We start from the raw sequence: 25,869 nt of genomic DNA on the forward strand, positions 1-25,869 counted from the left end.
ACTAAATCCTTATCTGGCAAGAGATTTAATTGATTAGTTCGCTCTAGACAAAAAACAATTAACAAAAATCGCTAAATGCCTTTCTATATAAGGGTTCCATCCCTTATAACCCCTGTCCATTGCATAACACAAACCGAAGAGCCATAAATAGAAAAAGTTCCTCAGTTTTTCGGGTCAAGTTGGAGTCAGGGCTACAATAAGAATGTTTTTTCCCATTGACCAATATCATGTTAACTTTTACCGAGCGCTTACCCCCCCGTCATACCGCTAGTCCACCTCCCCCAGAAACGGTAGTTTTTAGCCTTCTACTTACGGCCGAAGAACGCACCCGCAGCCGTTATCGTCTCGACAGTCCCGAGGGTTTTTCCCTCTGTTTTCGTTTACCCCGCGGCACCATTCTACAGGATCGCGATTTCCTGCGGGGAGAAAACGGCGAAATTGTTCAAATTATCGCTAAACCAGAACCAGTTATCACTATTACCGCCCCTTCAACCGATTTACTCCTCAAAGCGGCCTATCACCTCGGTAATCGTCATGTAGCCCTAGAAATTAATCCCGATTACCTGCGTCTGGCCCCCGATTCTGTCCTACAAGCAATGTTAGAAGGTTTGGGATTAACTGTAACTGAAGAAATCGCCCCCTTTAACCCCGAAATCGGCGCTTATCAGCATTATCATGACTTGGAAGAGGCAAAAAAGGGATAGTTAGCTAATCTTGCCCAATGCTCTTTCTGATTTAGAGTAAGCAAAAATCAAACTCGGTTTCGACTTACCTCTTTTCGTACCATAAATTGTAGTTTTTGGCCATTATCTTAACAAAATTTAACTGACAAGAAAACAGTAACTTTTTAACAGCCTCTACGGGATATTTTCTTAATCAAGAGGCTCTCATTCTGCTAGTTTCTAGAATTTTAATCGGCCTCGGTGAATTGATTAATTATCAAAGTAAAAATCGAACTACGAGGAATGAATAACCATGGTACTTTCATAACTAGCACCAACGGCTGTAACCCCTGTCCTGTCTGATTTATCCACACCCACTGAGGTTAAAAAATTCCCTGCTCAAAACAATGACCTAATCTATTTTTGTGAACTAGATTCGGCTCTTCTCGACTTTGTGTGATAATTTTTGCTTATGTAAGGTTAAATGCTTACTGGGCAAGACTTTTAGGACTATTTTGAAAGAAGAAACTATCAGTATAGACCTCGTTTACACACAGAAACCAGAAGAGCCTAGATTCTAGTAACAAACTGAATCATTGAACCGCAAGAAGTTTATACAACTCTCGACGGACAAATTTATCTAAGTCAAAAATGTTAGGATTTTTCAACTATTATGGCTCTTCGGTTTGTGTTATGCAATGGACGGGGGTTATAAGGGATGGAACCCTTATAGAGAAAGGCATTTAGCGATTTTTGTCAATTGTTTTTTATCTAGAGCGAACTAATCAATTAAGTCTCTTGCCAGATAAGGATTTAGTCGATTTATGCCCCCCTATCGAACCATAACAAGTAACGAAGAGCCACTAAGTAGTCATGCAAAATTAATTACCTGCCCGATCGAGCTAAAACCCTTACGGGGCAATGATCGTCATGTGTAAATAATTTTGCCTAGGTACTTATTATCTATATTTTCCGTCAGCCAATTTTTAAAGTTTCTAATGGCTTCACTTCTCCCCAGTTGTTGACTTTGTTTAACAAATTGATTAATTAATTCAATAATCGGTATCTGAGGAAAATTGGGACTGCTTAAAGACTCAATATATTCTCCTTCTTGTAATAAATTAATCTGTAGGCCACTTTGAGTATAACGCCACAGTTCGGGAACACCTAACTGTCGATAATTATCTAAATAGGTACGGGAAGTAATATCAATTTCTAGGACTAAATCAGGGGGGGGATCACTTTCTAAATTAAGTCTATTTTTGCCAATAACGGCCTGATAGTTTTTAATATAAAAACAGGCATCAGGTTCAACCGCTTGATTCATCCGCTCGTTTTTAAATGTTGTTGATCCTAACGGTTCAAAATCAATATTGAGTACTTCTAACAAAAACTGAACCATATAACTAATGATTTCTTTATCTTTTTCATGTTCGGGTAAAGGTACCATAATTTCTAATATTCCGTTACTGTAGGATAACCGAGAAGCACGACTTTCTCCTAATTCTGATAATATTGTCTCAAATTTTTGCCAGTTAAGCTCTTTTAAAAGTAACTGTTGACCGGGATTGACGATAATTTGTTCTAAGGCTAATTGCATGGCTTTAGCTGAAAATGTTGATTTCTTAGTTTAATTATACCCTTACTCATAGGATTTCAACAAAAATTAGGTTCTTCCGAACTTACCATGTAAAATTAACTAGCAAAATGCCAATTTAATAAACATCTAAGACTAAAGTTTTTAAAGTTTATAAATCCATAGCCTCTCCTTTTAATCACCTTCAGTTTATTGTTAATTCCTTCCCCTATTCCCTGGGTTGTTCGGTTATCAAAATAGGCAGTTATTTCGTCAATATACCGCCGAATTGTCTGGCAGCTTTTAGGAAAGTAAGCCATCGCCTTTTTTATCCAATCGCTCAAGGCAAATAATCCCTCATTCCCCTCCGTATTTTTCTCAAATACTTCTCTAAATTCCTCTTTTAATTTGTGCATTTCCCCAAGTTTTGGAGACACTTTATATACTTCTTCCAATTTTTTCTTTTCTTTCTCTACTAAGTCTCCTTCATTCTTTAACAAGGCATATTTGCTCTTGGCTATTCCTGCTAAGATATTTTCTTTATTTTTCTTATTTTTATCTTGGCTGCCTCTCTTTTTACCTCCTTTCTGGCTTCATCTAGCTCGTTATTTACTTGTTTCATTACATGGAATCTATCTCCTACTATTGGAGCTTGAGGCATTAGTTTTTCTGCCACATTTTTATACCCTATCAACAGGTCTATACTTACTTCCTCTATTTGGCTCAAAACCTCTTCTCCCCAGTGTTTCAGATATTATGTTAATGCTTCTTCTGTTCTTTTTTCTACTAAGCCTACAATTTTCCCTTGGTCTATATTTACTAACACAGCATAGTAATTTCCTTTTCCCTTTATCATGGCTATTTCATCTATTCCTAGTTTTTTTAGAACCTGAGGTTTTGCGGTTATTAAGTCTTCTCCTAAGTCTTTGAGCATCGTTTCTATTTCTCGTTCGCTTACCCCATTTCTTTCTGCCGTATTTTTGAGATCACTATTCAGGAATTCGGTCACTATTTTTTTTCTAAATCTGTCTATGTAGGTTCTTTTCTTCGGCAAATAATTTAGTTCTTCTGTGAATTTTTTCCCACATTTCTCCCATCTCATCTGACGACGATTGATTCTCAGATATAATGCCTGTTCTCCAAAGGGTAAATCTCGGATTGTTAATTCATTGTTTTAATGAACTTTTTCCGTTTTACTTCCACAATGAATGCACTGGCTTTCTCTTGACATATTTTCTAAATGTAAAACAATTGCCATATCGGTAATAATTTGATAATTGGTAACTACAACTTCTTCTAGGTGAAGTAGCTCGGTCATTAACTTTAATTGTGGATTTGATGGCATAAGTATAGCTTGTGTCTAAAATTTCTGGTCTTGGCTGTCTATATTTTAACCAATAAATTGCTGTATTGCAAGCATAGTGAACTTTTAAAGATAAATTATTGTTTTATTGGTTAGCAATAATTGTCTGTTTTTTATTTAATTTTACATGACAAGTTCGGAAGAGCCTTAGATTTATTCAGCCAACCCTAGTTAAAAAAGAAAGGAGTAGGTTGCCATATCTAGTCCCTTGAGAACGGAATTCGGTATCGGTCAAAGTTTCTAGAAAAGCCCTAGGGATAGCTTGAGTATTTATACTTATTGCAATCTAGGTATGCTTCCCCTAAGATATAGTTGATCGGTAATCGTGCCGAACTAATTACCGAAAATTTGGGTTTAAAACCCTTGCCATGATGTTTTTATTGTATTCAGGAAATTGAAAAAATGAAGACCAAATCGATCATAAGCTTACTATCCCTTAGTATTATGGGGATGTCAATCTATGCAGGTCAAGCTAATAGTAGTGATTATCGAGCTTTGACTCCAGAAGAGAAATCACGGTTGACTGATGCTTTGCTAAAACAGGGTTGTAGGAATCCTAAAGCGATGAAATTTGATGTTGAGACTAACCTATTTGAAGCAGAAGATGCTGTGTGTGAGGGAGGAAGAAAGTATGATATTTACCTTGATAGAAACTTTAGGATTGTTTCAATGAAACCAGACTAAAAGAGCAAATCCCTGAGAAACTTTTACCGATCGCCGCGAAGATTACCGATCAGGTATAACAAAGCCATTCTGACAGCGACACCACTGGTAACTTGTTGGGAAATCAGACTAAAATCGGGATCGTCCATTAAATCGGAACTAATTTCCACTCCCCGATTCACAGGACCTGGATGAAGTACCTTCACCCCCGGTTGACAGGATTGCAAACGAGGACGAGTAATGCCAAAACTTTGATGATATTCGCGTAAACTGGGCAAAAGATTGGCAGTCATTCGTTCTTTTTGCAGTCGCAGGGTCATCACAAAATCGGCCTTTTCTAAAGCTGGTTCTAAATCCCAGTGGAGAAATATGCGATCGCACAATTCCCCAAAATATTTCGGCAGTAGGGTAGGGGGTGCGGACAAATGTACTTCCGCCCCTGCCGTAGTTAAACTCCAGATATTGGAACGAGCCACACGAGAATGGAGTATATCCCCAACAATAGCGATTTTTTTGCCCTCTAAAAGTTCTAAACGGGGATTTTCATCATCTAATAGACAACAAATCGTAAACAGGTCTAAAAGTCCCTGGGAGGGGTGTTCGTGTTGACCGTCCCCAGCATTAAGAATACTGACCCCCGACTGCAAACGATCCATTTCTGCGGCAATTAAATCGGGAACTCCCGACTGTTGATGTCGGATAACAAAAATATCCGTACCCATGGCCACATAGGTTAAAGCGGTATCGAGAATCGTTTCCCCCTTAGTCAAACTGGAACTACCCGGGGCAAAATTAAGAACATCGGCCGAAAGACGTTTCGCCGCTAGTTCAAAACTACTACGGGTGCGGGTGGAAGGTTCAAAAAAAAGATTTGTCACCACTTGACCTTGTAAGGCCGGCACTTTCTTGGTACGTCGCGAAAGAACTTCACGAAAACTAGAGGCCGTTTGTAGCAGGGTTTGGTATTCTTCCGGTTGCCAGTCTTGCAATCCCAAAATGTGGTGTCGGAGCCAAGTGAAAGCCATAGGAGTTAAGGAGGCGGTAAAAACGGCAAATTTCGTCTATGCTATTCTAGGATTTCTTTGCATCAGGTTAATAAATAGGGTTTATGAGAATTAATTTTTCCTTCTGTCAGATCACTCTCGCGATCGCTTTATTTCTCAATCCCTTGCCGGCGATCGTTGCCCAGACTACCACCTCTGGGGAAATGGTATCACCGACCACGGGCATTAATTACACTCGCCTGAAAAATTTCCTCGCTCAACAAAATTGGCGACAAGCTAACGATGAAACCCGTAATTTAATGCTGAAAGCGACCGGACGGGAATTACAGGGCTGGTTTACCATGGAAGACCTGCAAAAATTGGCCTGTTGGGATCTGCAAAAGATGGATCAACTCTGGAAAGAAGCTTCTGGGGGACGTTTTAGTTTCAGTACCCAATTTCGTATTTTTATTGAGACAGGTAATCGACCGGGGCGCTTAGTGGCGATCGAAAATTTTCAAACTTTTGGCGATCGTATCGGTTGGCGTAAAGATGGTGATTGGATTATTTTTAAAGAAAATCTTAACTATACCCTCAATGCTCCCGTCGGTCATCTACCGGCGCCCCGGGACGAATATCAGATCGCCGGTGGTCGCCTAGAATACACTACCCTCGCCCAAAGATTAGTTACCTGTAATATTGTTAGCTTGGATCAAAGACAAACAGCGATCACGGCGATAAATTCTCTAGAATAAAATTTAAGGAAAAGCTTCTCTCCTCATCTTCCCTTTTTTCCGATTTACTAGCACTTTTTCCGCTAAAAACCCCTAAATTTAACAATGATTAAACGATCCGTTAACGTATCGAGAGCGATCGGTTCGTCGATCGCCGTTTCCCTAATTGTCGCCGGTTGCGCCACCCAAACCCCCCAGGCCACCGGACCGGCGGCTGTTCCCGTCAAACTGCAAACCCTCGGCACCGACAAGTTAGTGCAAAGTAGCGAATTTGTGGGGACTTTGATCGCCCAAGAGCGTGTTAGCGTCTCCCCTCAGATTACCGGTCGGATTCGCACTATTTTCGTTAAATCTGGCGATCAGGTAACTCAGGGACAAAAAATCGCCGAATTAGATCCCGAACAACAACAGCAGCAGGTGAACGCCAGTATCGGCCAGGTAAATTCGGCCAAAGCGAACCTCAACGGGTCTGAAGCGGATTTAAGGCAAAGACAAGCGCAAGCGGCCGCAAATAAAGCCCAAATTGCTCAGAATCGGGCTAATGTGGCTAATGCCGAAGCCAATGTTAAAAGTCAGATCGCCACCTTGAGCGCCGCCGAAGCCGATTTACAGAGAGCGCGAGCCAATTTAGATTTGGCGGAAAAAAACCTAACAAGAGCCGAATTTCTGGTTAAACAAGGCGCACAGCCCCAACAGGACTTAGATGACCGCCGCCGCGACATTCAGGCCGCCAGGGCGGAAGTAGAGGCCCGGTCTAAAAATCGTGATGCGGCCCGTCAACAGGTGACGGCGGCTAGAGCTACTTTACAGGCAAACAAAGAAGCATTAAATATCGCTATTCAAAACGAATTAGCCTCACGGCAACAGGTGGCGGCGGCAGCGGCAACAGTGAACAGTCGTCAAGCGGCGGTAGCCAGTGCCGAGGGGCAATTAGGGGCGACGCGTCAGAATTTAGTTTTTAACACTATTACCGCCCCGATTGATGGTTTTGTCGGCGATTTTAATCAAAGAAAAGTCGGCGATATTATCTCCCTGGGTGAAGAATTAACCTCGTTGACTAATAATAAAACTTTGGAACTAAATGTGCAGATTCCCGTGGAATTACAACCGCGTCTGCGTGTTGGGTTGCCCGTGGAAATTATTAATCCCGATGGCAGTGCCGGGGTTCGCGGTCAAGTAACTTTTATTTCTCCCACCGTTTCCCAAGCTACCCAATCGGTTTTAGTGAAATTTGCCTTTACTAATGATGGCAGTCTTCGCAATAACCAATATGTGCGGACGCGGTTAATTTGGGATCAAAAACCGGGGGTATTAATTCCCACCACAGCAGTGACTAGCATCGGGGCGCAAAATTTTGTTTTTGTCGCCGAAAAAGAAAAGGCTAAAGAAGGTCAAGAAAACGCCGAGGAGCGTTTAGTGGTCAGACAAAAACCAATTCAAGTCGGCACAATTCAAGGGCAAGCTTATCAGGTTATTTCTGGAGTAAATGCCGGGGAAAGAATTGCTATTAATAATATTCTTTCTCTCCGAGATGGTACAGCTATAACTGTTAGTCAGCAGTAATTTTTATGAGTAATTCGATTATCGTTCGTCCCCTGTCAGCACAACTAATTACTGCCGAGAGTTTCCGTCCCTACGGTCAATTAATAATACCTAGTCATGACGGAAAACCGTTTGATGAAAGCGATGCACAACTGCATTTAAAGAACGGTGTGCCACGCTTTTATATTATGCGTTTACAGACTCGCGGACGTAAATTTAAGCGAATTACTCGTCATAGTCAATGTACCCAATGTCTTGGTTCTTTGGGGGGACAAGAGTGGTTTTTAGGAGTGGCCCCCCCTAGTCCTCATCCTCAACCGGATTTAGAAAAATTAAAGGTTTTTCGCATCCCTGGGGACTGTTTTATTAAATTAGAGGTGGGAACTTGGCACGCTGGCCCACTTTTTGATCAACCGGCAATTGATTTTTATAATCTTGAATTGAGCGATACTAATATTATCGATCATTTTACCTATAATTTTGCCCAAGAGCAGTCAATAGAATTCGAGATTGTTGATTGAAACAATTAATTTTTTACTTAACTTTTCGCAATCCTTTAGAAAGATAGGCAACGAAAAAAGCCAACACTCCCGTCATCCCTACCTCGAAATAATTGGCCATGAGAATAGCGGTAAAAAAAAGGAGTAAGATGATTAATATAGTCCGCTTTTGTTCAGGTAATTTCATCTCTAATTGCCTCTAATTCGGTTTTAATATTTAATGGTTGATAACCTAAAGAAAAAGCAAGAGAACTATCAAGAGAAACATCCTGCGGACGCGGCGCACTCATGGGAACATCGCACTGTAAACAGGGTTTTATTTGTTCTCCGGGAAGGTTAAAAACTGCCGCCATTAGTAAACCAAATTGATAACGAGAAACTCTTTCTTTACCCCCCAGATGAATGATCCCTTGCACTTTTTCTAATGCCAAAAGTAAACCATTCACCGCACTATTAACCCCAACAGCCGTCCGATATTCATCGGTAAATAGAGATAATTCTTTTCCCTCTTGCAGGGTTTTTAAAAAGGGTTGCAGAAAACTATTAGCACTGGGAGAAGGGGAACCAAACATCAAAGGCATTCGACAAATGGCTGCCCGAGGATATATTGCTAAAATACCCTTTTCTGCCGCTACTTTTTGCTCACCATAGATACTGACTGGAGAAACGGGATCATTTTCGGAATAGGGGGCATTTTTACCATCAAAAACTAAATCAGTAGAGGGAAAAACTAGGGGTATTTGATATTGACTACATAAACGGGCAATTTCTAGGGAAGCTGTCAGATTAATTGCCTCGGATGCTTGGGGAAATTCTTGACAGAGATTCGGTTTTGATTGGGCAGCCCCATGAATTACCGCATCGGGTTTAATCTGTTGAAAAAGTTCTTTAACTGCGACTAAGTCTGTTAAATTAATTTTAATTAAATTTGGGTCATTACTATTGACATTGTGATTAAGGTATGTACCGAAACTAGCCCAGGATGAGCGAGTTTTTTGGTAAATATGCCAACCTAAAAACCCACTAACTCCAGTGATTAACAGCGTTTTCATAGTTTAGAGATTAAATCCTTTTTCGTAGGCTAAAAACTGCACCTGTGGTTCCAACGGTTCACTAACTAAACCAATTCCTGCAAATCCCCATCGCTGCATTAGTCCCTTTAATTGTGTTCCTGAGAGAGTTTCCACAGAAAAATTATTGGCTAAATCCTGAGCATGGGTGTTGATATAACTTAAAGCATCGTAGGATTCTTTAAACAGAAGCAGATAACTAGCCGGAGTTTCGCTTTCACCTTTTCTCAGACGCGCTACTAGATATTGTCCGTCTTGTTTTGACCTGAGTAAATAATGAGTAGTTGCTAACATAGTTGGTTAGATAAAAAGTGATAAGGAAAAAAGGGGTTGGGGATTGGGTTTTAGGGTTTTAGGGTTTTAGGGTTTTAGTTGAAATTTCCCCCATCTCCCCCCGCAACGCGCACGCAGTGGTCTCCCCACTGATAACTGATTACTGTTTACTGATAACTGATAAAATTTACCCATTTCCCCTACTTTAAATCCTCCAATTTAATTCTAGGATCTACAGCTTTGAGAAGTAAATCAGCCAGAAGATTACCGATAATCAACATAGTAGCACCCATCATTAAACTGCCCATAACTAAATATAAATCTTTAGCCGTCACAGCTTGCAAAATTAAACGACCTAATCCGGGCCAGTTAAAGAAAAATTCGGCAATAAATGCCCCACTTAACAAACTAGAAAATTCAAAGCCCAAAAGAGTTATCAGGGGATTAATAGCATTGCGTAAAGCGTGGACATAGATAACTTTATTTTCCGGTAAACCTTTCGCCCTGGCGGTTTGAATATAATCCTGTCGAAGAACATCTAACAATTGTCCCCGCATCAATCTTTGTAATCCAGCAAAACTGGTAACTGTCAGGGCAATAGTTGGTAAAATCATATGCCAAGCGATATCTAGAACTTTACCAATAGGGGAATATTCCGAATAGTTAATACTGGTCATATCACCCACCGGTAAAAGCGGCGAGACATTTTGGGCGAGAATTAGCAGTAAAAGGGCAGTGATAAAACTGGGGAAACCTTGACCAAGATAACTGATAACTCGAAAAAATTTATCGATAAATTGGTTTTGTTTGACGGCGCTGACAATACCCAAGGGAATCGCAATTGCCCAGGTTAAAATTATGGAAGTCAAAGACATTAATAACGTCGCTGGAATTCTCTCTAATAATAGGGAAGACACGGGACGAAAATAGGTAAAACTCAGACCAAAATTAAACTGAGTTACCACTTGCCACAACCATTTAAAATACTGGACAATCGGCGGGTCTTTTAAACCAAAAAGGGCAATATATTGTTCTTTAGTTTCCTGACTAATCTTGGGATTAAGGTCAAGCAAAGCTAGAAACCCGCCGGGGGTTAATTGGATAATAGCGAAACTCAACGCCGAGGCCAACAACAGAGTTAATAAACCCTGGAGAACACGCTTGACAATATACAAAAAAGTTTCGCTAGTTAGGAGAGATTGTAACCCATTAGCACTCGATCGAGCGGTTGCATCCTTATAATTATCATCAGTCGCCGTCATAAGTAATCGTGCCAAGTTAATTTCCTAGTGGGGACTCCAATTCAGGAGACAGGAGATGAATAGTCGCGCAGAATTAATTGCCATTTTTGAGATAGGCACTCTTGCAAGAGTGTTAGCAAAATGTGTAATTAATTCTGCTTGGGTACTTAAAAAAACCTAATAATCGATAATGGTAATAATTGGTAAATCGGGTAATTTTTCCCGACCACCGAGGTCGATTAACTCGATGATAAAGGCAAATCCTAACACCTCACAACCAATTTTTTCTAATAAATCTGCCGTTGCTTTTGCCGTTCCTCCCGTCGCAATTAAATCATCGACAATTAAGACTTTATGATGGGATGCCACCGCGTCCTGATGAATTTCGAGGCTATCGCTTCCGTATTCCAAATCATACTCGATACTGTGAACGGCGGCGGGTAATTTGCCCGGTTTCCGGACGGGAATAAATCCCGCTTCTAACTGGTATGCTAAAGGAACCCCAAAGAGAAAACCCCGCGATTCCATACCGACAATGTAATCGGGGGATAAACCGTAATCGCGACACTTTGCCGTTAGGGTATCGATCGTGTAACGTAATCCTTGGGGATGATTGAGTAGGGTAGTAATATCGCGGAAGACAATACCCGGTTTGGGAAAGTCGGGAATATCGCGAATCAGTGATTTCAGATCCATTCGGTTTCCGTGTCTCGTAAAATGGGGGACAGCTAAGTAAGTAGTTATAATTAAATTGAAGATAGATTTTGCCTCTGATCCCCCCTGCCCCCCTTGATAAGGGGGGTGCCGATAGGCGGGGGGATCTGAGAACTTTTAACACCTACCTACTTATATATACAATACAATTTACAATACCCTGACTCGATCGCCCTTGTGTTTTAGTTATCCTATATCATGACCCCTACTAGCCTAACGCCCGAATCTACAGCATCAGCCCCAGAAAAACCAGTTATTTTAAGCGTTTTACCCGATTTTCCGATTGCCAGTCAGCAATGCGCCCTACATCTCCAACAGCATATCGATTTAATGCTGTTAGCGTTGGAATCCTTAGAAGTCGGTGCCGGGGAGGCCCTGTTAGCCCTCTGTAAAGAACTAGGACTCGATAAAATTGTCAAAAACCGGATTATTTTCTGGCGCTTACGCTGTACTAATCCCTGGCGAATTTCCTACACCCTCGACCGTCTCACCCTTGACCAAGCAAAAGCTTTAGTTATCATTGCCAGTTATCGGGCCAAACCCCTAGCTATATCCATCCGACAATTACTGTTAGCGCGGCAACAGATGGAATCAAAAGGTTTACCCGTGGATAATAATTTTCTTTTATCAGAATACCTAGAAAGATTTCGCTCCAATTTTCGCAGTCGCATGAACCCCCGTCGGGCCAAAGTATCGGTTTATCTAGCCGATGAAAATGCTTTAAATGAACTGGCTTTATCCCTTCTCGATCGGTTATTATTTTGTACTGGTACGACGGGAATGCAGCGGTTTTGGATTAGTTTATTTGATGGGGAGATCGTGTAGAAATGAGAAGACAGTATAGCTTGCCCAATTGTACCCTGATTCTCGATGGTTTCGGCGATGATTTCGCCCGAGCTAACCCCGGGGATAGCCGACCCTTACTCTCAATTTTGACTAACGTAGAATGTCGGTTAATCGGGGCCAATAAAGTCCTGCAAGGTGGTCGGGTTTTCTTGGAAAATTTGGTACAAGCGGTCAGTCAGTATGCCCAAGAATTTTTGAGTGGTGTTCGTCATCCCCAAGATCCCGTCCATGAACCAGATCATGTGTACCTAGAAAAGATTGACCAGAATCTCCATCGTCTGGTCTGGTATCCATCAACGGACTTGAATATCCCAGAAAGTCCGGTGAAGATAGAAATCAGTACCGTGCAGTTATTCGATTTAATAGAAGCGATTGACCAATTTTTTGCCGATACTCGCACTTTACCCGACCTAACCCTGAAATTACAGCCAGTTTCCCGTCGCTACCATAAGGTGAATGAATCGGTGGCCAGTCGAACAGTGCCTTTTTTGGCAGGATTAGGCAGTCTTGTCGCTTGCGCCCTACTTTTCTATCTGTTACCCGTCCCCCAAGTCCGTAAACCAGAAAATCCCCCCATTCCTGCCGCTTCTCCTAGTCCCACCGTCCCCACTAATCCTGTCCCCCCTCCTAGATAAAATTAGTCCCTTGCGCTTTTCCCCACACCCCACACCCCACACCGTCTCAGTTTTTAGAGAAAGTACCCGAAAAAAACCGGATCTTTTTTGCACAAGTTAGAAAATTGTGTTATACTCGTAAATCTGTGAAGGTTTTTCGATAGGGAGTATTGAAAAAAAAATGACCAAACTGGGAACCCATTTGATTGTCGATGCTTGGCAAGTACCTGCTGACCTCCTCAACGATCCCGAGCGCATTCGTCGCGCTATCCTCGATGGAATTACGGCAGGAGAAGCAACGCTGATCGATTTGTGTGTCCACCAGTTCAGTCCCCACGGAGTTACCGCGACGGCGACTTTAGCTGAATCTCATATCGCGATCCACACCTGGCCTGAACACGGCTATTTCGCCGCCGATTTATTCTTCTGTGGTGCCGGTAAACCCGTGGTTGCCATGGAAATTTTGACCAAATCCCTGCAAGCAGGTGAGATTAAAGTCCGGGAACTAACCAGAGGATTCCCCAGTTCTGGGGCAGTTTATGAAAGCAAAAAGGAAGAACCCCTTAAGTCTTCCCTAGTTATGGCCTAATTTCTAGCGCCAGCCTTAATAATAAGTTAGCAACACTGGCGATCGCCTAAACTGAAATCGTGATCAGGATAACCTTTGTTTTTATCCTCGCTCTCTTTCCCTCTCTGCTTAGTCTCTGGTTAATTAACCGATCCCAACAGAGATTAAGCAACCGTTTGAGAGGGATTCGCTATCGTCACGAATACAGCACGGTGATTGCCAGTGATTTTTTGTCAATCCCTCCAGGGACAGAAAATAAACCGGCCTTTATCGGTGATCTTAGTTGTCGTTTTAATGCCTATTCCCCCCACTTGCGTTGTGCGGTTAATCCCCCGGGTCCTTGTGAAGGTTGTCGGCAGTACGAAGCTAAAACTGGCACAGTATAAGCGGCTTGAAGTTGCAAAAAGTTCCCTGTTTGCTATCCTTAAAAATTATCGCTATCGCAATTGAGGAGTGTGGGAACAATGGCGTTCAAACGAAATTTGACCCTCTTAATCATCGGATTAGGATTAACTTGTTTACCCGTATATCCGGCCCAAGCTAACCAAATCAGCACCGTCACCCCGAATACGGCAGCCAATCAAACTCTCGCTACCCATCTGGTCCTGAAACTGAAAGAGAGAAAAGTTTACGTTTATCAAGATAAGCAACTTTTAGCACAATTTACCGTCGCCGTCGGCAAAAAAGGCTGGGAAACCCCCACCGGTAAATTTGAAGTGCGGGAATTAGTTCGCAATCCCGTCTGGAAAAGTCCTTGGACGGGAAAAGTCAGCGCTCCCGGTCCCAATAGTCCCCTAGGGGAAAGATGGATCGGTTTTTGGAGTGACGGCAAAAATTCCATCGGTTTTCACGGCACCCCTGCGGAAAATTCCCTCGGTCGCGCTGCTTCCCATGGTTGTGTGCGGATGCGGAATCGGGATGTGAAAGTGTTGTTTGATTTAGTCCGCATGGGAACCCCCGTCATCGTTCAACCTTAATTCTGGCAGGTATTTTTTTAAGATGGGCAGGTCTTCCGGGCGATCAATATCGGCTAATTTAGGCAGATAAGCGGTCTTTAAGGCCAGTTTAGCGGCGATTGTCTGAGTTTTTGCCAAGACTTCCCCCGTCCCCCAGGGAATACCGTCAAAAAGCTCTGGAAAGACCTGTTTTAAAGCAATTAGGTAGTATCCTCCATCTAACGCCGGCCCTAAAACCATATCGTGGGTTTTTAGGGCTTCAAAGGCTGCTAAAATCTCTTTTTCCCCGATTTCTGGGCAATCTGTGCCAATAATAGCGATCGCTGTCATCCCTTGAGCAAAACCATCGGCAAAAGCATTTTGCATCTTTTCTCCTAAGTCTTTTCCCCGTTGAGCATGATAGGAATAATGCACACCTAACCAAGTACGCATTTTTTCCTCGCTGCCGCCATGGTAGTAAATGATCAGAGAGAGAAAATTCCTCAAACCCGCTAATTTACTGAGAGTATATTCGGCCAGTTTGCGGTGCAATTCTTCGGCTCCCTCGGCTGCCAAAGCTGGAATCATACGGGTTTTTACTTTCCCCAATTCCGGGTAACGGGTAAAAATAATTAGTTGTTGTCTCCAGTCCACGAGTGATTGCGACGATGATATTCATTATTAGTTTTAGCCTACTGTCAATAGGAGGCAGCAAACCCAATAAAACAGGCTTTATTGGCTTAGTATAGATTATTTTAGTTGGTTATCTAATTCTGTGTTGGGTTTCGTTCCTCAATCCAACCTACAAAAGCGGCGATCGCTTGATTGAGTCGAAACCTTTTTCCTAGCGGCATTTCAGACTTTTTCAGCCAACCCTGATTAGCTAGGGACTAGGCTTTTTGGGTGAGTTTAAACAGGATAAACCAGCATCTTTAGCCGTAGGATACTTGATTGGGACAAAAGCAAAATCTGAACTTAGTGTCCGACACTCCACAATGCGAACAAATTCTACGGAGGGATTTTGGCGATCGCCATTTTCATCCAACTTCTTGCGATCGCCATTTTCATCGAATTGAATTGTCCCAGTTGCACCTTTAGTGACAAGAAAATCAAGAGACTTTAATTGTTCAAGGATATTAATTCGTGTGGGAGTATTTGCCTTTTCTAGAGCTTTTGTTAGAGCAAGAGTTGCATCATAGGATAGGGCCGTTATTGCATTAACAGAAGTTGTAGTCCATAAAATTTTAGCATCCTTAAGAAAATCCTGGTTAGGACTGGTTAAAGAATCCCAAGGAACCGCAATAACAAACTTTTGAAAAGGTTGTAGGTTGTTAATTTGTTCTAAGGTACGAGAACTACGAAGTCCCCATGATCCGATAACCCAATTTTGACTATTATTAAGTTTTATAAGTCTAATTGCATCGCCTTGAGCATCGCCAATTGCTTTTGGGAATAGTACAAGCCCTATTGTTTCTGTTATTTTTTCTTCTTTCTGTCGTCGTAACTCTTGGATGGCTTCTTCTGCCTTAAAATTATTTCCGAGATCAAATTCATCTAATTTTACTACAGTTCCAGAGAATGGAGGGCGTGTAAAAATAGTTTTAAAACTATTAAAAAAAGATTCACTAAATGGACTTCCTTCACTATAAAAGCCCACCACTTTTTTAATAGACTTTTCTTGCAAAAATTTTGCAATGGCAGGAGATTGTTGATCGCTGGAAAAAACAGTTCGCAGGAAATTTTTTCTGGGGTATTTAGTAAGCTCGCTAGTCGTTGATCCGGGAGAAATCAAAACTAAATTATTTTGATTATAAATATCCACCGTTGCCACAGTCATTTCACTGGGATAGTGACCAACAACCCCTAAAATTTCAGGACGCTGGGAAAGAGATGATGCTGTCTTTTTGGCTAGTAATTCGTCATTTTCATCATTAGTAATGACAACTTTTAATCCCTTACCATTAATCGCTTTTTTGTTGATAAAATTTTGATCTGGAAAATACTTGAGGAATGGATCATTGTCATTTAAAAGTCCCAGATTAATTTTTGTTTGTAATTGCGCTACTCCTCGTAACATTTCATTTGCTCGACTATCACCATCATCATCATTAAAGTCATTTTGATTTTTGGGAATACTAACAGCAACAGCAATCGTGTAATATGGCATTTTATTGGCTTCTAGTAAAGCATTATTTAAGTAAATTAACGTTTCTGGATCTAGCCTATCCTGTTGCCATGCGTCCTTAAATCTTAACAGGGCTTTTTGATAATCACACTGTGCAAAATATTCTGTACCTTTCTTCTTGTTAAACGATTGAGAGTAATTAAGAACTTCTTCTCCTTCACTAATAAAGTCTCCCGTTTGTTTTGGACAATCCGATGGAATTAATGGAGTAATAATATTATGGCGATAAATGGCAAATAAACTTACAACTGCTATTGATGCTATTCCTATGCTAACTGGCAGATTTAATTTGAAATTTTGGGGCTTTAAAGTTTTTATAGAATGCAAAATTTGGGCAATTTTTGCAGAAGGCGAAGTGATTGGTGGAATCGTCGGAGTAATGGGATAAACCTCATTTCGCACTTCTTCTTCAATCACCTGAATATCCTCATCCCTGAGTCCATAGATAATTTGCAGTTTCTTTAAACTCTCTCCATCTTTGTTTTTCAATGGAGTATGATTAGCAGCAGCTATTATTTTCCGAAACGCATTCCTATATTTCTTAATATTGTCTCGTTGCTGTAGCAGTGGTTTAAGAACTTCTGTTTCAATCGTTCTGGCTTCATCTGGTGAGAGATTTAATTGATCTATTGTTGCATCCAAAACTGCCCTATCTGCAGCAGAAAAGTCTTCCTCCTTAAAACAATAATCTTTAATATCCTCATCATTCCACTTTTTAATAATATCCTCAACTATTTTACGATACTTAAATTTAGGATCATTAGCAGCAAGAGGAGATTTGGCTAAATAAATAGTATCCTCTCCTTCAAGAGAAAGATAAAATTTGGGAGTCATTGCCGGGGCAGCTTCCTTTACTCGTTCGCTGGCATACTCATGCAATTCATTAACAGAAATTAATTGATCACCATCCTGATCTGCTGCACCAGTTTCAATTCCTTCAACTAGATATTTTGTATAGATGGACAAACCGTTATCTTCCGACTCAAAAGAATATTCAATTGGACTAGAAGAGGTCAAAATCGCCCTTCCTCTACCTCCTAATTCCTCTTGAATGTTAAGTTCCCCTTTGATTGGCATTCCCTGAACCAATGCTCCGCTAAAACAGCAGTCGAGAATAATTATCTGCCTTTGGGAATGACTATCTGTGATGTACTCTTGAAGTTTAGTTGCCGCTAAAGCTGTTGCAAGAGAAAAATTTCCCTTCTGATCACGCCCAGTGTCTCTTGTACTTAGAAAAAATCTAGCCTTTTGATCTTTAAGTCCATGCCCAGAAAAATATAAAAGCACCAAATCATCTTTCTGTCGATTAGCAAATAAAACCTCAACTGCTTTTTCCATGCTCCCTTTGTCTGGGTTAGGCAAAACTGTAACCTGATCAAAGGCTCCCATGTCCGGATGCTCTAATACTCGGCGCATTGCTTCAATGTCTTGAGTCGCGCTAGAAATTGAATGCAATCCTTCGGAATACTCGCTCACACCAATTAACAAAGCAAATTTTGCCATAATACCTTCTTTAACCTGAGATAAAGTCTTGAGCCGCTTTAATAGCCATTTCCAATTCTTCTCGACTGTGAGCCTTAACCGTCAACTTGCGACCATTGGCCTCTACCGACAATTCTATCGGTTTACCTCCCAGGCGATCGCCCAGAAACCCTAACAACTTTTTCCCATTAGCGGGGTTAACTTCGGTCATTAACATTCCTCCCAAAAAACCGCCCAATGACTTATTACCTTCAGGGGGATTGGGATCAAGAATACGTTTAACCGATTCAACTTCATCTGCCTGTTGTAGTTCTGTCAGTAATACTTGGGCTTGTTCGTCGCGTTCTTCAGGCTCCAGGTTAGGATCGTTAAAAGCGATCACCAATTTAATCGTAGATTTGTTACTCATAGGAAGTTGAGTTGAAATAATATAGGATAATACTAATCTTACTGAATTATGCAAATTTTACCATATACCATCTGAAATCTAAATAAGTGATCCCATTTTCATACTGCCCCTTGCCGAGTGCAGATTTCTTCACTGATGTTGTGCTGTTGCTGAACATAGAAGATCGATTTTTCAACCTGCTCCAAGAAATCATAACAATTATTGTGTGTTGGGTTTCCTTACTACTACTACAGGCTAATGGCGATAATTCCGCTAGAAAGTATGAGAATGTGTCTGACATTCCTGACAGGGGGTGAGTATTGGTATCATGATTAAAAGTAAGGATATAGATAGGGTTTGCGGCAAAAAGTAGGGGCGAAGCATTCGGATAGAAAATCTACGGTTTCACCGATAGGTTATTGCCCGAATGCTTCGCCCCTACAGGACGCGGGCCGATGAAGACGCAAGGTTTTGAACGACGATTCTCTCAAAATTTGCACCTGTTTCGCTCGTAAAGCCACAAAACTCTTACCTTGCCTACATTTCACATTTATTCAGCAAACCCTAGATATAACTTAATCCATCGCTTTTCTTGATTGAGATTAAACTAATGTTTGTGTTGTTGATCAGTGAGGTAAACTAATGACTACAGTTGAATTAAAACAAGCAAAAAATCAACTTAATGAGTTATTGGAAGCTGTACTTAAAGGTGAAGAAATTATCATCACAGAAAATAATGAACCTGTAGTTAAATTAAGTCCTGTAAAGTTAGCCAAGAAACCACCGCTTCAACCGAGAAGTGCTGCGGGAAAAGTTGTGATAGCCGATGATTTTGATGCCCCTTTAACTGATTTTGAAGATGATCAATAATTAGGCTCAAATTTTTAATAAATACTTATGTATTTCTTTGGTATGTCACTAATAATAAACAATTGAGAGACAACCATAAAATTATGATTAATGAAAGAGAAAATCTAGTTTATCTTAGTTAAGGTAGTTTTTGGAAAATGACGATCAAATATAGTCTGGAAAAAATTAACTTTTGATTCACCTTTCCGAGAATTGATTGCGTCACAAATTTAGAGCAATGATTGGCAAATTTTGCCCCTTAATTTACTACATTTTGAACGAGTAGTGCAATTGCCTGTTCAGCATTGTAGTAGATATGTAGGGGGTAAGTTCGGTTATATTACTGGCTCTTCTCGTTTCCGTAACACCGCTAGAACCACTGAGAACAGAGGACATCACTTTTGTGCAATTCCTGTGAAAGGTTGAATAAAACTATCCACACCGACAAAGGAGGTGAGGGGCGACCAGTTTAAAATATCCTCTAAAATTGATTGATAGCCTTGCACATTGGGATGAAGTCCATCTTCCATTAATCTTTCTTGACACCACAGATCACCCCGGTCCATCCAGAGATCAAATAAATCGAGATAGGGAATATTTTGTTCTAGACAAGCTTGTTTAGTGGTTTCCTTAAAACTATACTGATCGCCATGGTTGAAGTAAAAGCAATCTAAAAAGGGCATTTTCCGCTCATCCACCGGAATCATGCCTATAAACAAAACCGGGCAAAGAGAACGGGCCCGGGTGAGTAAATGTTCGATTTGAGTTTGAAAAAGATCGTGGTCGGTATAAGTACGACCATCGGGCCGGCCTAAGCGGGCTGTATCATTAACACCGACGGAGAGAAGGATCAGGTCAGGGAGACGATTGCGAATTTCCCCCCTGAGACGAAATTCTTGTTCTAAACGTTCGGACACTTGTACCACTCGATCGCCGCGAATCCCCAAATTATACAGGGCATGACCAGCACTTTCCATCCACAAACGACGTAGGCGCTCGGCCCAACCGCCACCCACGGGGTCGCCATAGCCATACACAAGGCTATCACCTAAAGCGACGATTTTGAGGGGATGGGTCATAATTAGGGCTTTGTCTTTAGTAGGTAAACGAGAAAGAGTTGGCATGATCGCTCGATCGAATCGGTTGTCCTTTACACTTGTAAACGAATTTGGTTAAACTGTCCGTGTATTATACTACATTAAAAATTTTTTCCTGCCAGTTAACTTAAATATCAGCCAGGCACTGACACCGACCAGTATAAAGCAGCCCGATGATCATTGCTTGCCTCCGAGCCATTTCCGGGCTAAATCTACTATAAAATTTATGGTTAAAACCTAGATAAATTGATGACTACTCGTTTACGACGCGCGGTTCAAGACCGAGAATTTTTGATTACAGCCGAGATTACTCCCCCGAAAGGTGGTAATGCCAGTCATATGCTAGAAATGGCCCTCTGGCTAAAAAATCGCGTTCATGCGGCTAATATTACCGATGGCAGTCGCGCCGTAGTGCGAATGTCCTCTCTGGCTGCCTCCGCTATTCTCTATCAACACGACATTGAACCCATCTGTCAAATGGCCTGTCGCGATCGCAATGTGATCGGATTACAAGCAGATCTAATGGGCGCTCATGCTTTGGGATTGAGAAATATACTAGCTTTAACTGGAGATCCGGTCAAAGCAGGAGATCACCCCAAAGCTAGGGCAGTTTTTGACCTAGAATCGGTACGTTTGTTAAAATTAATCGATAAATTAAATAAAGGTTTTGACTTTAACGATAAATCTTTACCTGATGGACCCCTAGAACTTTTTGCCGGGGCTGCCGTCGATGTGCAGTCAAAAAGTTGGTCCGGTCTTCAAAGCCGTTTTGAGCGTAAAATCGAAGCAGGAGCGCAGTTTTTTCAAAGTCAATTAGTTACGGATTTCGAGTGCCTTGATAAGTTCATGCAGCAGGTGGCCTCCCTCGCCGATAAACCGATTCTAGCGGGGATTTTTCTGCTAAAATCGGCTAAAAATGCCGTATTTTTAAATAAAAATGTGCCGGGGGTGCAAATTCCCGACCAGATCATTCAAAGACTCGCTGATGCACCTCATCCCCTCGAAGAAGGTATCAAAATCGCCGCCGAACAAATAAAATTAGCCCAGCAGTTATGTCAAGGTGTCCACATCATGGCGATTAAACGAGAGGATTTAGTCCCGAAAATTCTCGATCTGGCTGGTATCCCGCCAATACATAACTGAGATGAAAAGTCAATAGTTTTTATAAAAAATTAACTTTCATTTTGACTACTGGTCTTTTGACAAGAATTCTACCCCTAACCTAGTATGGTAAGGCTCAAAGCATCTTCGGGGTTAAAAGCATGGATTCCAATCTAGGTCAAGAAAAAGAGAATAGTTGTGGTGGGCGAAAATGGTTGTCGATCGGTATTGCTCCCACTGGTATAATTTCCATTGGCATTGTTCCCATGGGCGTTATTTCCATCGGTATTGTTCCTATGGGAGTAGTTTCCATTGGAACCGTGGCCATGGGGACAATTGCGGCCGGTTTTGTGTCCATGGGACTTTTCAGTATTGGTAGCGTTGGGATGGGATTAAATAACGGCCATTTTTCCAATCTTAATTCTCCCCCTGCTGAATCTCCCCACGAACATCATCAGCATTAAAATCAAGATTTGACCAGCAATCATGAATTATTCCATCCGTGCTGCCGTTTCTACCGATGTCAAGGCTATTTTTGACTTAATTGTTGCCTTAGCGGCCTATCAAGAACTCAGCCATTTAATGACAGGAAATAGTCAAGCTTTAGGGGAGCATTTATTCGGAGAAAAACCCTACATCGAAGCATTGGTGGCGGAAGTAGAGGGTAAAATAGTCGGTTTTGCCCTATTTTTTGCTAACTATTCCACCTTTATAACTAAACCGGGGATTTACCTAGAAGATATCTTCGTTTTACCCGATTATCGCAGTCAAGGTATCGGGAAAGCTTTACTAATGGCTGTGGCTAAAATTGCCGTCGCTAGGGATGCGGGACTTTTAGAATGGACTGTCTTAGAGTGGAATCAACTGGCGATCGATTTTTATGGAAAAATGGGGGCTAAGGTCTTCCAAGAGTGGCAAATTTGTCGTCTCACCGGGACAGCTTTAACCCAATTGGGTAATAGTGATAAATAAGTCAGACCTTTTGCCGAGCCTGGAACTTTGTGATCGATCGAGACTCCTTGCTATACTATACCTCTGACACTGGCTTTCCTCATTGGTGCAGAATGCAACCCACAGACTCGAATAAATTTACCGAACAAGCTTGGGATTCGATTGTTAAATCGCAAGAAATTGCGCGACGCTTCAAAAATCAGACCTTAGAGGTGGAACACGTTATTATTGCCCTCCTAGAGCAGAATAACGGTCTAGCCACCCGGATTTTACAAAAAGCTAATATTGAAATTCCGCGACTGCAACAACAGCTAGAAGTCTTCACTAACCGACAGCCGAAAGTGGCCATCGTCGATCAATTATACCTAGGTCGTGGTCTTGATCTGCTACTCGATCGCGCCGAAGCATCCCGGGAAAGTTGGCAAGATAAATTTATCTCCGTCGAACATCTTCTCGTCGGTTTTGCCGAAGATGAAAGGGTTGGCCGGAAATGTTTACGCACTTTCAATCTTGACCCCCAAGATTTAGAATTAGCCATCAAAGCTATTCGCGGTACTCAAAAGGTTACTGAACCCAATCAAGAGGAAAAATACGAAGCTTTAGATAAATATGGCCGGGATTTAACAGCAGCGGCCAAAGAAGGCAAATTAGACCCGGTTATCGGTCGCGATGAAGAAATTCGACGGGTGGTACAAGTCCTTTCGCGACGGTCGAAAAATAACCCGGTTTTAATCGGTGAACCGGGAGTAGGAAAAACCGCTATTGCGGAAGGATTGGCCCAAAGGATTATTAACGGAGATGTTCCCGAATCTTTGAAAAATCGTCAGTTAATTTCCCTCGATATGGGAAGTTTAATTGCTGGGGCAAAATATCGAGGCGAATTCGAGGAAAGATTGCGGTCAGTCATGAAAGAAGTTACCCAATCAGAAGGCCGAATTATTCTCTTTATCGATGAACTACATACCGTTGTCGGTGCGGGTTCTAGGGAAGGGGGATCGATGGATGCGGGCAACCTATTAAAACCTATGTTAGCTCGGGGAGAATTGCGCTGTATTGGGGCGACAACTTTGGATGAATATCGCAATCATATCGAAAAAGACCCCCCTTTAGAAAGACGTTTTCAACAGGTTTATATTAAGGAACCTTCCGTGGAGGATACTATCTCGATTCTCCGGGGTTTAAAAGAACGTTATGAGGTGCATCATGGGGTGACAATTACCGATTCGGCCCTAGTGGCAGCAGCTACCTTATCCCATCGTTATATTAGCGATCGTTTTTTACCGGATAAAGCGATCGATTTAGTTGATGAAGCGGCGGCAAAATTAGAGGTAGAAAGTACCACTAAACCCGCCGATTTGGAAATGATAGATCGTCGCTTAATGCAGTTACAGATGGAAAAATTCTCCTTAGAAAAAGAGGAGAAAAAAGATCGAGCTTTTCAAGAGCGTTTAGAAAGAATTATCGAAGAAATTGAGGAATTAGAAAGTAAACAAAAGCCTCTCGCTGACCAATGGCAAACGGAGAAACATATCGCCGAGGAAATTAAATTGTTACGAGAGGAAGAAGAACAATTGCGCCTACAGGTGGAACAGGCGGAACGAGCTTATGATCTCAATAAAGCAGCCCAATTAAAGTATGGCAAACTAGAAATTTTACAGGGGGAATTAGAAGTAAAAGAAAAAGAACTAGAAACGATTCAAGCGGCAGGTTCGACCCTGTTAAGACAACAGGTAACTGATGCTGATATTGCCGAAATAGTTGCCCGTTGGACGGGAATTCCCGTCAATCGTTTAATGGAATCAGAACGACAAAAATTATTAGAATTAGAGTCTCATTTACAGAAAAAAGTGGTCGGACAAAATGAAGCGGTCACGGCAGTAGCAGCGGCGATTCGACGCGCACGCGCAGGAATGAAAGATCCCTCCCGTCCGATTGGTTCATTCCTGTTTATGGGACCCACAGGAGTGGGTAAAACCGAGTTAGCGCGGGCCTTGGCGGGGTTACTGTTCGACTCCGAGGAAGCCATGGTTCGCATCGATATGTCGGAATACATGGAAAAACACGCGGTTTCCCGGTTAATCGGCGCGCCTCCGGGTTATGTGGGTTACGAGGAAGGGGGACAACTATCGGAAGCGGTGCGTCGTCGTCCCTATTCTGTGGTTTTATTGGATGAAGTGGAGAAGGCCCATCGGGATGTTTTTAACATTTTATTACAAGTGCTTGACGATGGGCGCATTACCGACTCTCAGGGACGAGTGGTGGATTTTCGGAATACGATTATCGTCATGACCAGTAATATTGGCAGTGACCATATTTTAAATGTTTCCGAAGATGCCGATTATGAGGAGATGCGGAAACGGGTTTTAACAGCTTTGCGGAGTCATTTTCGTCCCGAATTTTTGAATCGTATCGACGATTTAATTATTTTCCATACCCTCAAAAAAGAAGAATTGCGTTACATTGTTCGTCTGCAATTACAGCGTCTGGAAAGATTATTAGCAGAACAAAAAATCAATCTAGAATTAACTGCGGCAGCAGAAGATCATATCGTTACTGTTGGTTACGATCCCACCTACGGGGCGCGACCTTTAAAACGCGCTATCCAACGGGAGTTAGAGAATCCTTTAGCCACAAAAATTCTCGAACAAGCTTTTATGGAAGGGGATACGGTGGTAATTGATTGTCTAGATGAAGTTTTAAGTTTTAGCAAAAAGGAGCTAGAAAAGGAAGGGCAAACATTAGAATTAGCCGTGGTTAACCTCAGTTCGGATTAAAACCATATAGGGGATATATTCCCCCTCTGCGGGTCAATTCAGCCAATATAAACAAAATTTTGCCCCAAAAGGAGTTATAGATTTAGCTAAACAGGTTTTATCGCTGTAACTGATGACCACAGCTACTACAAAAGCGATCGGTTGCCGCTACTTTTGCCCCGCATTGACTACAAAACCGCGTTTTACTGACGGTTTTTGCGTCTCCCATACTCATTTTCATATCTCCCATTTGCATTTCCATGGGGGCAAAATTCATCGACATATTACCCATTTTCATCGGTTGCATCGGTTGCATTGGTTGCATCGGTTGCATCGGTTGCATTGGTTGCATCGGTGGGGAGGAGAAACTGGTAGCGGTTGTCGATTGAGAGGACTGAGAAACTCCAGAGGTATGAGGGGAGGAAAAACCGATACTGCTTCCTTGAATTTGGATTCTGTGGGGTCCGGTTTCAGTGATAATTTCAATAATTGCCCCTTGGGGAATTATCTCTATTTGGGGTTCTTGTGTCCAAACTCCTGTGGCAAAACTACTGCTAGACTGCTGTTGTTGTCCCACCGCACCACTAGCGAGGGTTACAATCGTCTGCAGCCCTTGATTATCGAGATAGAGACGTTGTCCTGTGGGTAATTCACTATAAATAGCCATATTTTTGACAGTGAAAAGTAAAAAGTAAAAACCTAGTTCACACCCCTAGGATCCAGTCTAGCGAGGATAGAAATGTTAGAGGATTTTCTTAAGAATTTTATCGACAAAAAAA

At 41.8% G+C, this 25,869-nt stretch carries 27 protein-coding genes and 1 pseudogene; 15 read left to right on the top strand and 13 right to left on the bottom strand.

Annotated elements, in window-relative coordinates; genetic code table 11:
- The first annotated feature begins 227 nt into the window (after positions 1-227).
- Positions 228-704, top strand: a complete 477-nt coding sequence (ureE, locus tag VL20_RS15510) for an urease accessory protein UreE (protein ID WP_002747017.1) — start codon at positions 228-230, stop codon at positions 702-704.
- Positions 705-1,590: 886 nt separating this feature from the next.
- Here the strand turns inward: ureE and VL20_RS15515 are convergent.
- Both VL20_RS15515 and VL20_RS34090 read right to left on the bottom strand, forming a co-directional pair.
- A complete protein-coding gene (locus VL20_RS15515; RefSeq protein WP_052277017.1) occupies positions 1,591-2,262 on the bottom strand; it encodes a Uma2 family endonuclease in 672 nt (223 codons plus the stop codon).
- Positions 2,263-2,357: 95 nt separating this feature from the next.
- Positions 2,358-3,583: pseudogene (locus VL20_RS34090) on the bottom strand (ISL3 family transposase).
- A gap of 420 nt (positions 3,584-4,003) precedes the next feature.
- On the opposite strand from VL20_RS34090, the gene VL20_RS15525 reads away from it, so the two are divergent.
- Entirely contained in the window at positions 4,004-4,285 is a 282-nt protein-coding gene (locus tag VL20_RS15525; RefSeq protein WP_002788965.1) for a hypothetical protein, read from the top strand.
- Positions 4,286-4,308: 23 nt separating this feature from the next.
- Here the strand turns inward: VL20_RS15525 and VL20_RS15530 are convergent, their stop codons facing one another.
- The gene (locus VL20_RS15530) at positions 4,309-5,289 is read right to left on the bottom strand and encodes an aspartate carbamoyltransferase catalytic subunit (RefSeq protein WP_052277018.1); all 981 of its coding nucleotides are present in this window, start codon (positions 5,287-5,289) and stop codon (positions 4,309-4,311) included.
- 83 nt (positions 5,290-5,372) lie between these two features.
- On the opposite strand from VL20_RS15530, the gene VL20_RS15535 reads away from it, so the two are divergent.
- From VL20_RS15535 to VL20_RS15545, 3 genes are all read left to right on the top strand, one after another.
- Positions 5,373-6,002: a GUN4 domain-containing protein gene (locus VL20_RS15535; protein WP_052277019.1), complete on the top strand. Its 630-nt coding sequence runs from the start codon at positions 5,373-5,375 to the stop codon at positions 6,000-6,002.
- An 84-nt stretch (positions 6,003-6,086) separates the two neighbouring features.
- Positions 6,087-7,544 carry an efflux RND transporter periplasmic adaptor subunit gene (locus tag VL20_RS15540; RefSeq protein ID WP_052277020.1) on the top strand — a complete coding sequence of 486 codons (1,458 nt, stop codon included), beginning with the start codon at positions 6,087-6,089 and terminating at the stop codon, positions 7,542-7,544.
- Positions 7,545-7,549: 5 nt separating this feature from the next.
- Positions 7,550-8,044: an ureidoglycolate lyase gene (locus VL20_RS15545; RefSeq protein ID WP_052277021.1), complete on the top strand. Its 495-nt coding sequence runs from the start codon at positions 7,550-7,552 to the stop codon at positions 8,042-8,044.
- Positions 8,045-8,057: 13 nt separating this feature from the next.
- On the opposite strand, the gene VL20_RS31785 is transcribed toward VL20_RS15545, so the two are convergent.
- The 5 genes from VL20_RS31785 to VL20_RS15565 all read right to left on the bottom strand — a co-directional run bounded on the left by VL20_RS31785 (position 8,058) and on the right by VL20_RS15565 (position 11,303).
- On the bottom strand, positions 8,058-8,210 hold the full coding sequence (locus VL20_RS31785) for a hypothetical protein (protein WP_167341550.1): 153 nt from the start codon (positions 8,208-8,210) through the stop codon (positions 8,058-8,060).
- On the bottom strand, positions 8,197-9,075 hold the full coding sequence (locus VL20_RS15550) for an SDR family oxidoreductase (protein ID WP_052277022.1): 879 nt from the start codon (positions 9,073-9,075) through the stop codon (positions 8,197-8,199). The genes VL20_RS31785 and VL20_RS15550 overlap by 14 nt, the downstream gene beginning before the upstream one ends.
- Positions 9,076-9,078: 3 nt before the next feature.
- Positions 9,079-9,387, bottom strand: a complete 309-nt coding sequence (locus VL20_RS15555) for a hypothetical protein (protein ID WP_002737657.1) — start codon at positions 9,385-9,387, stop codon at positions 9,079-9,081.
- A gap of 179 nt (positions 9,388-9,566) precedes the next feature.
- Entirely contained in the window at positions 9,567-10,628 is a 1,062-nt protein-coding gene (locus VL20_RS15560; protein ID WP_052277023.1) for an ABC transporter permease, read from the bottom strand.
- 156 nt (positions 10,629-10,784) lie between these two features.
- Complete coding sequence (locus VL20_RS15565) at positions 10,785-11,303, bottom strand: adenine phosphoribosyltransferase (protein WP_002742074.1); 519 nt, start codon at positions 11,301-11,303, stop codon at positions 10,785-10,787.
- 216 nt (positions 11,304-11,519) lie between these two features.
- Between VL20_RS15565 and VL20_RS15570 the strand changes: the two genes are divergently transcribed.
- From VL20_RS15570 to VL20_RS15590, 5 genes are all read left to right on the top strand, one after another.
- Entirely contained in the window at positions 11,520-12,146 is a 627-nt protein-coding gene (locus VL20_RS15570) for a DUF3038 domain-containing protein (RefSeq protein ID WP_052277024.1), read from the top strand.
- Positions 12,147-12,148: 2 nt separating this feature from the next.
- Complete coding sequence (locus tag VL20_RS15575; protein WP_052277025.1) at positions 12,149-12,802, top strand: DUF4335 domain-containing protein; 654 nt, start codon at positions 12,149-12,151, stop codon at positions 12,800-12,802.
- A gap of 160 nt (positions 12,803-12,962) precedes the next feature.
- Positions 12,963-13,370, top strand: a complete 408-nt coding sequence (gene speD / locus VL20_RS15580) for an adenosylmethionine decarboxylase (RefSeq protein ID WP_002735723.1) — start codon at positions 12,963-12,965, stop codon at positions 13,368-13,370.
- A gap of 59 nt (positions 13,371-13,429) precedes the next feature.
- Positions 13,430-13,735 carry a DUF6464 family protein gene (locus VL20_RS15585; RefSeq protein ID WP_052277026.1) on the top strand — a complete coding sequence of 102 codons (306 nt, stop codon included), beginning with the start codon at positions 13,430-13,432 and terminating at the stop codon, positions 13,733-13,735.
- A gap of 78 nt (positions 13,736-13,813) precedes the next feature.
- Positions 13,814-14,326, top strand: a complete 513-nt coding sequence (locus VL20_RS15590) for a L,D-transpeptidase (protein WP_052277027.1) — start codon at positions 13,814-13,816, stop codon at positions 14,324-14,326.
- Here VL20_RS15590 and VL20_RS15595 read toward each other — a convergent pair.
- The 3 genes from VL20_RS15595 to VL20_RS15605 all read right to left on the bottom strand — a co-directional run bounded on the left by VL20_RS15595 (position 14,288) and on the right by VL20_RS15605 (position 18,360).
- Complete coding sequence (locus tag VL20_RS15595; RefSeq protein ID WP_052277028.1) at positions 14,288-14,938, bottom strand: TIGR04282 family arsenosugar biosynthesis glycosyltransferase; 651 nt, start codon at positions 14,936-14,938, stop codon at positions 14,288-14,290. The genes VL20_RS15590 and VL20_RS15595 overlap by 39 nt on opposite strands.
- A gap of 229 nt (positions 14,939-15,167) precedes the next feature.
- Complete coding sequence (locus VL20_RS15600; RefSeq protein WP_052277029.1) at positions 15,168-17,972, bottom strand: caspase, EACC1-associated type; 2,805 nt, start codon at positions 17,970-17,972, stop codon at positions 15,168-15,170.
- 10 nt (positions 17,973-17,982) lie between these two features.
- Positions 17,983-18,360, bottom strand: coding sequence for a hypothetical protein (locus VL20_RS15605; RefSeq protein WP_052277030.1), 378 nt, complete (start codon positions 18,358-18,360; stop codon positions 17,983-17,985).
- 621 nt (positions 18,361-18,981) lie between these two features.
- Here VL20_RS15605 and VL20_RS15610 point away from each other — a divergent pair.
- Positions 18,982-19,209: a type II toxin-antitoxin system Phd/YefM family antitoxin gene (locus VL20_RS15610; protein WP_052277031.1), complete on the top strand. Its 228-nt coding sequence runs from the start codon at positions 18,982-18,984 to the stop codon at positions 19,207-19,209.
- A gap of 374 nt (positions 19,210-19,583) precedes the next feature.
- On the opposite strand, the gene VL20_RS15615 is transcribed toward VL20_RS15610, so the two are convergent.
- Positions 19,584-20,312: a GDSL-type esterase/lipase family protein gene (locus tag VL20_RS15615; protein ID WP_024968709.1), complete on the bottom strand. Its 729-nt coding sequence runs from the start codon at positions 20,310-20,312 to the stop codon at positions 19,584-19,586.
- A 222-nt stretch (positions 20,313-20,534) separates the two neighbouring features.
- On the opposite strand from VL20_RS15615, the gene VL20_RS15620 reads away from it, so the two are divergent.
- The 4 genes from VL20_RS15620 (at position 20,535) to clpB (ending at position 25,111) form a co-directional block, all read left to right on the top strand.
- Entirely contained in the window at positions 20,535-21,428 is an 894-nt protein-coding gene (locus VL20_RS15620) for a methylenetetrahydrofolate reductase (RefSeq protein WP_002768920.1), read from the top strand.
- Between the two features lie 119 nt (positions 21,429-21,547).
- Positions 21,548-21,850, top strand: coding sequence for a hypothetical protein (locus tag VL20_RS15625; protein ID WP_002749864.1), 303 nt, complete (start codon positions 21,548-21,550; stop codon positions 21,848-21,850).
- Positions 21,851-21,872: 22 nt separating this feature from the next.
- Positions 21,873-22,358 carry a GNAT family N-acetyltransferase gene (locus VL20_RS15630; RefSeq protein ID WP_002788994.1) on the top strand — a complete coding sequence of 162 codons (486 nt, stop codon included), beginning with the start codon at positions 21,873-21,875 and terminating at the stop codon, positions 22,356-22,358.
- Between the two features lie 92 nt (positions 22,359-22,450).
- A complete protein-coding gene (gene clpB, locus VL20_RS15635) occupies positions 22,451-25,111 on the top strand; it encodes an ATP-dependent chaperone ClpB (protein ID WP_052278484.1) in 2,661 nt (886 codons plus the stop codon).
- 97 nt (positions 25,112-25,208) lie between these two features.
- Here clpB and VL20_RS15640 read toward each other — a convergent pair whose 3' ends face one another.
- On the bottom strand, positions 25,209-25,757 hold the full coding sequence (locus VL20_RS15640) for a zinc ribbon domain-containing protein (protein WP_052277032.1): 549 nt from the start codon (positions 25,755-25,757) through the stop codon (positions 25,209-25,211).
- Between the last annotated feature and the right edge of the window lie 112 nt (positions 25,758-25,869).

Source organism: Microcystis panniformis FACHB-1757 (genome assembly GCF_001264245.1).
Taxonomy (GTDB): domain Bacteria; phylum Cyanobacteriota; class Cyanobacteriia; order Cyanobacteriales; family Microcystaceae; genus Microcystis; species Microcystis panniformis.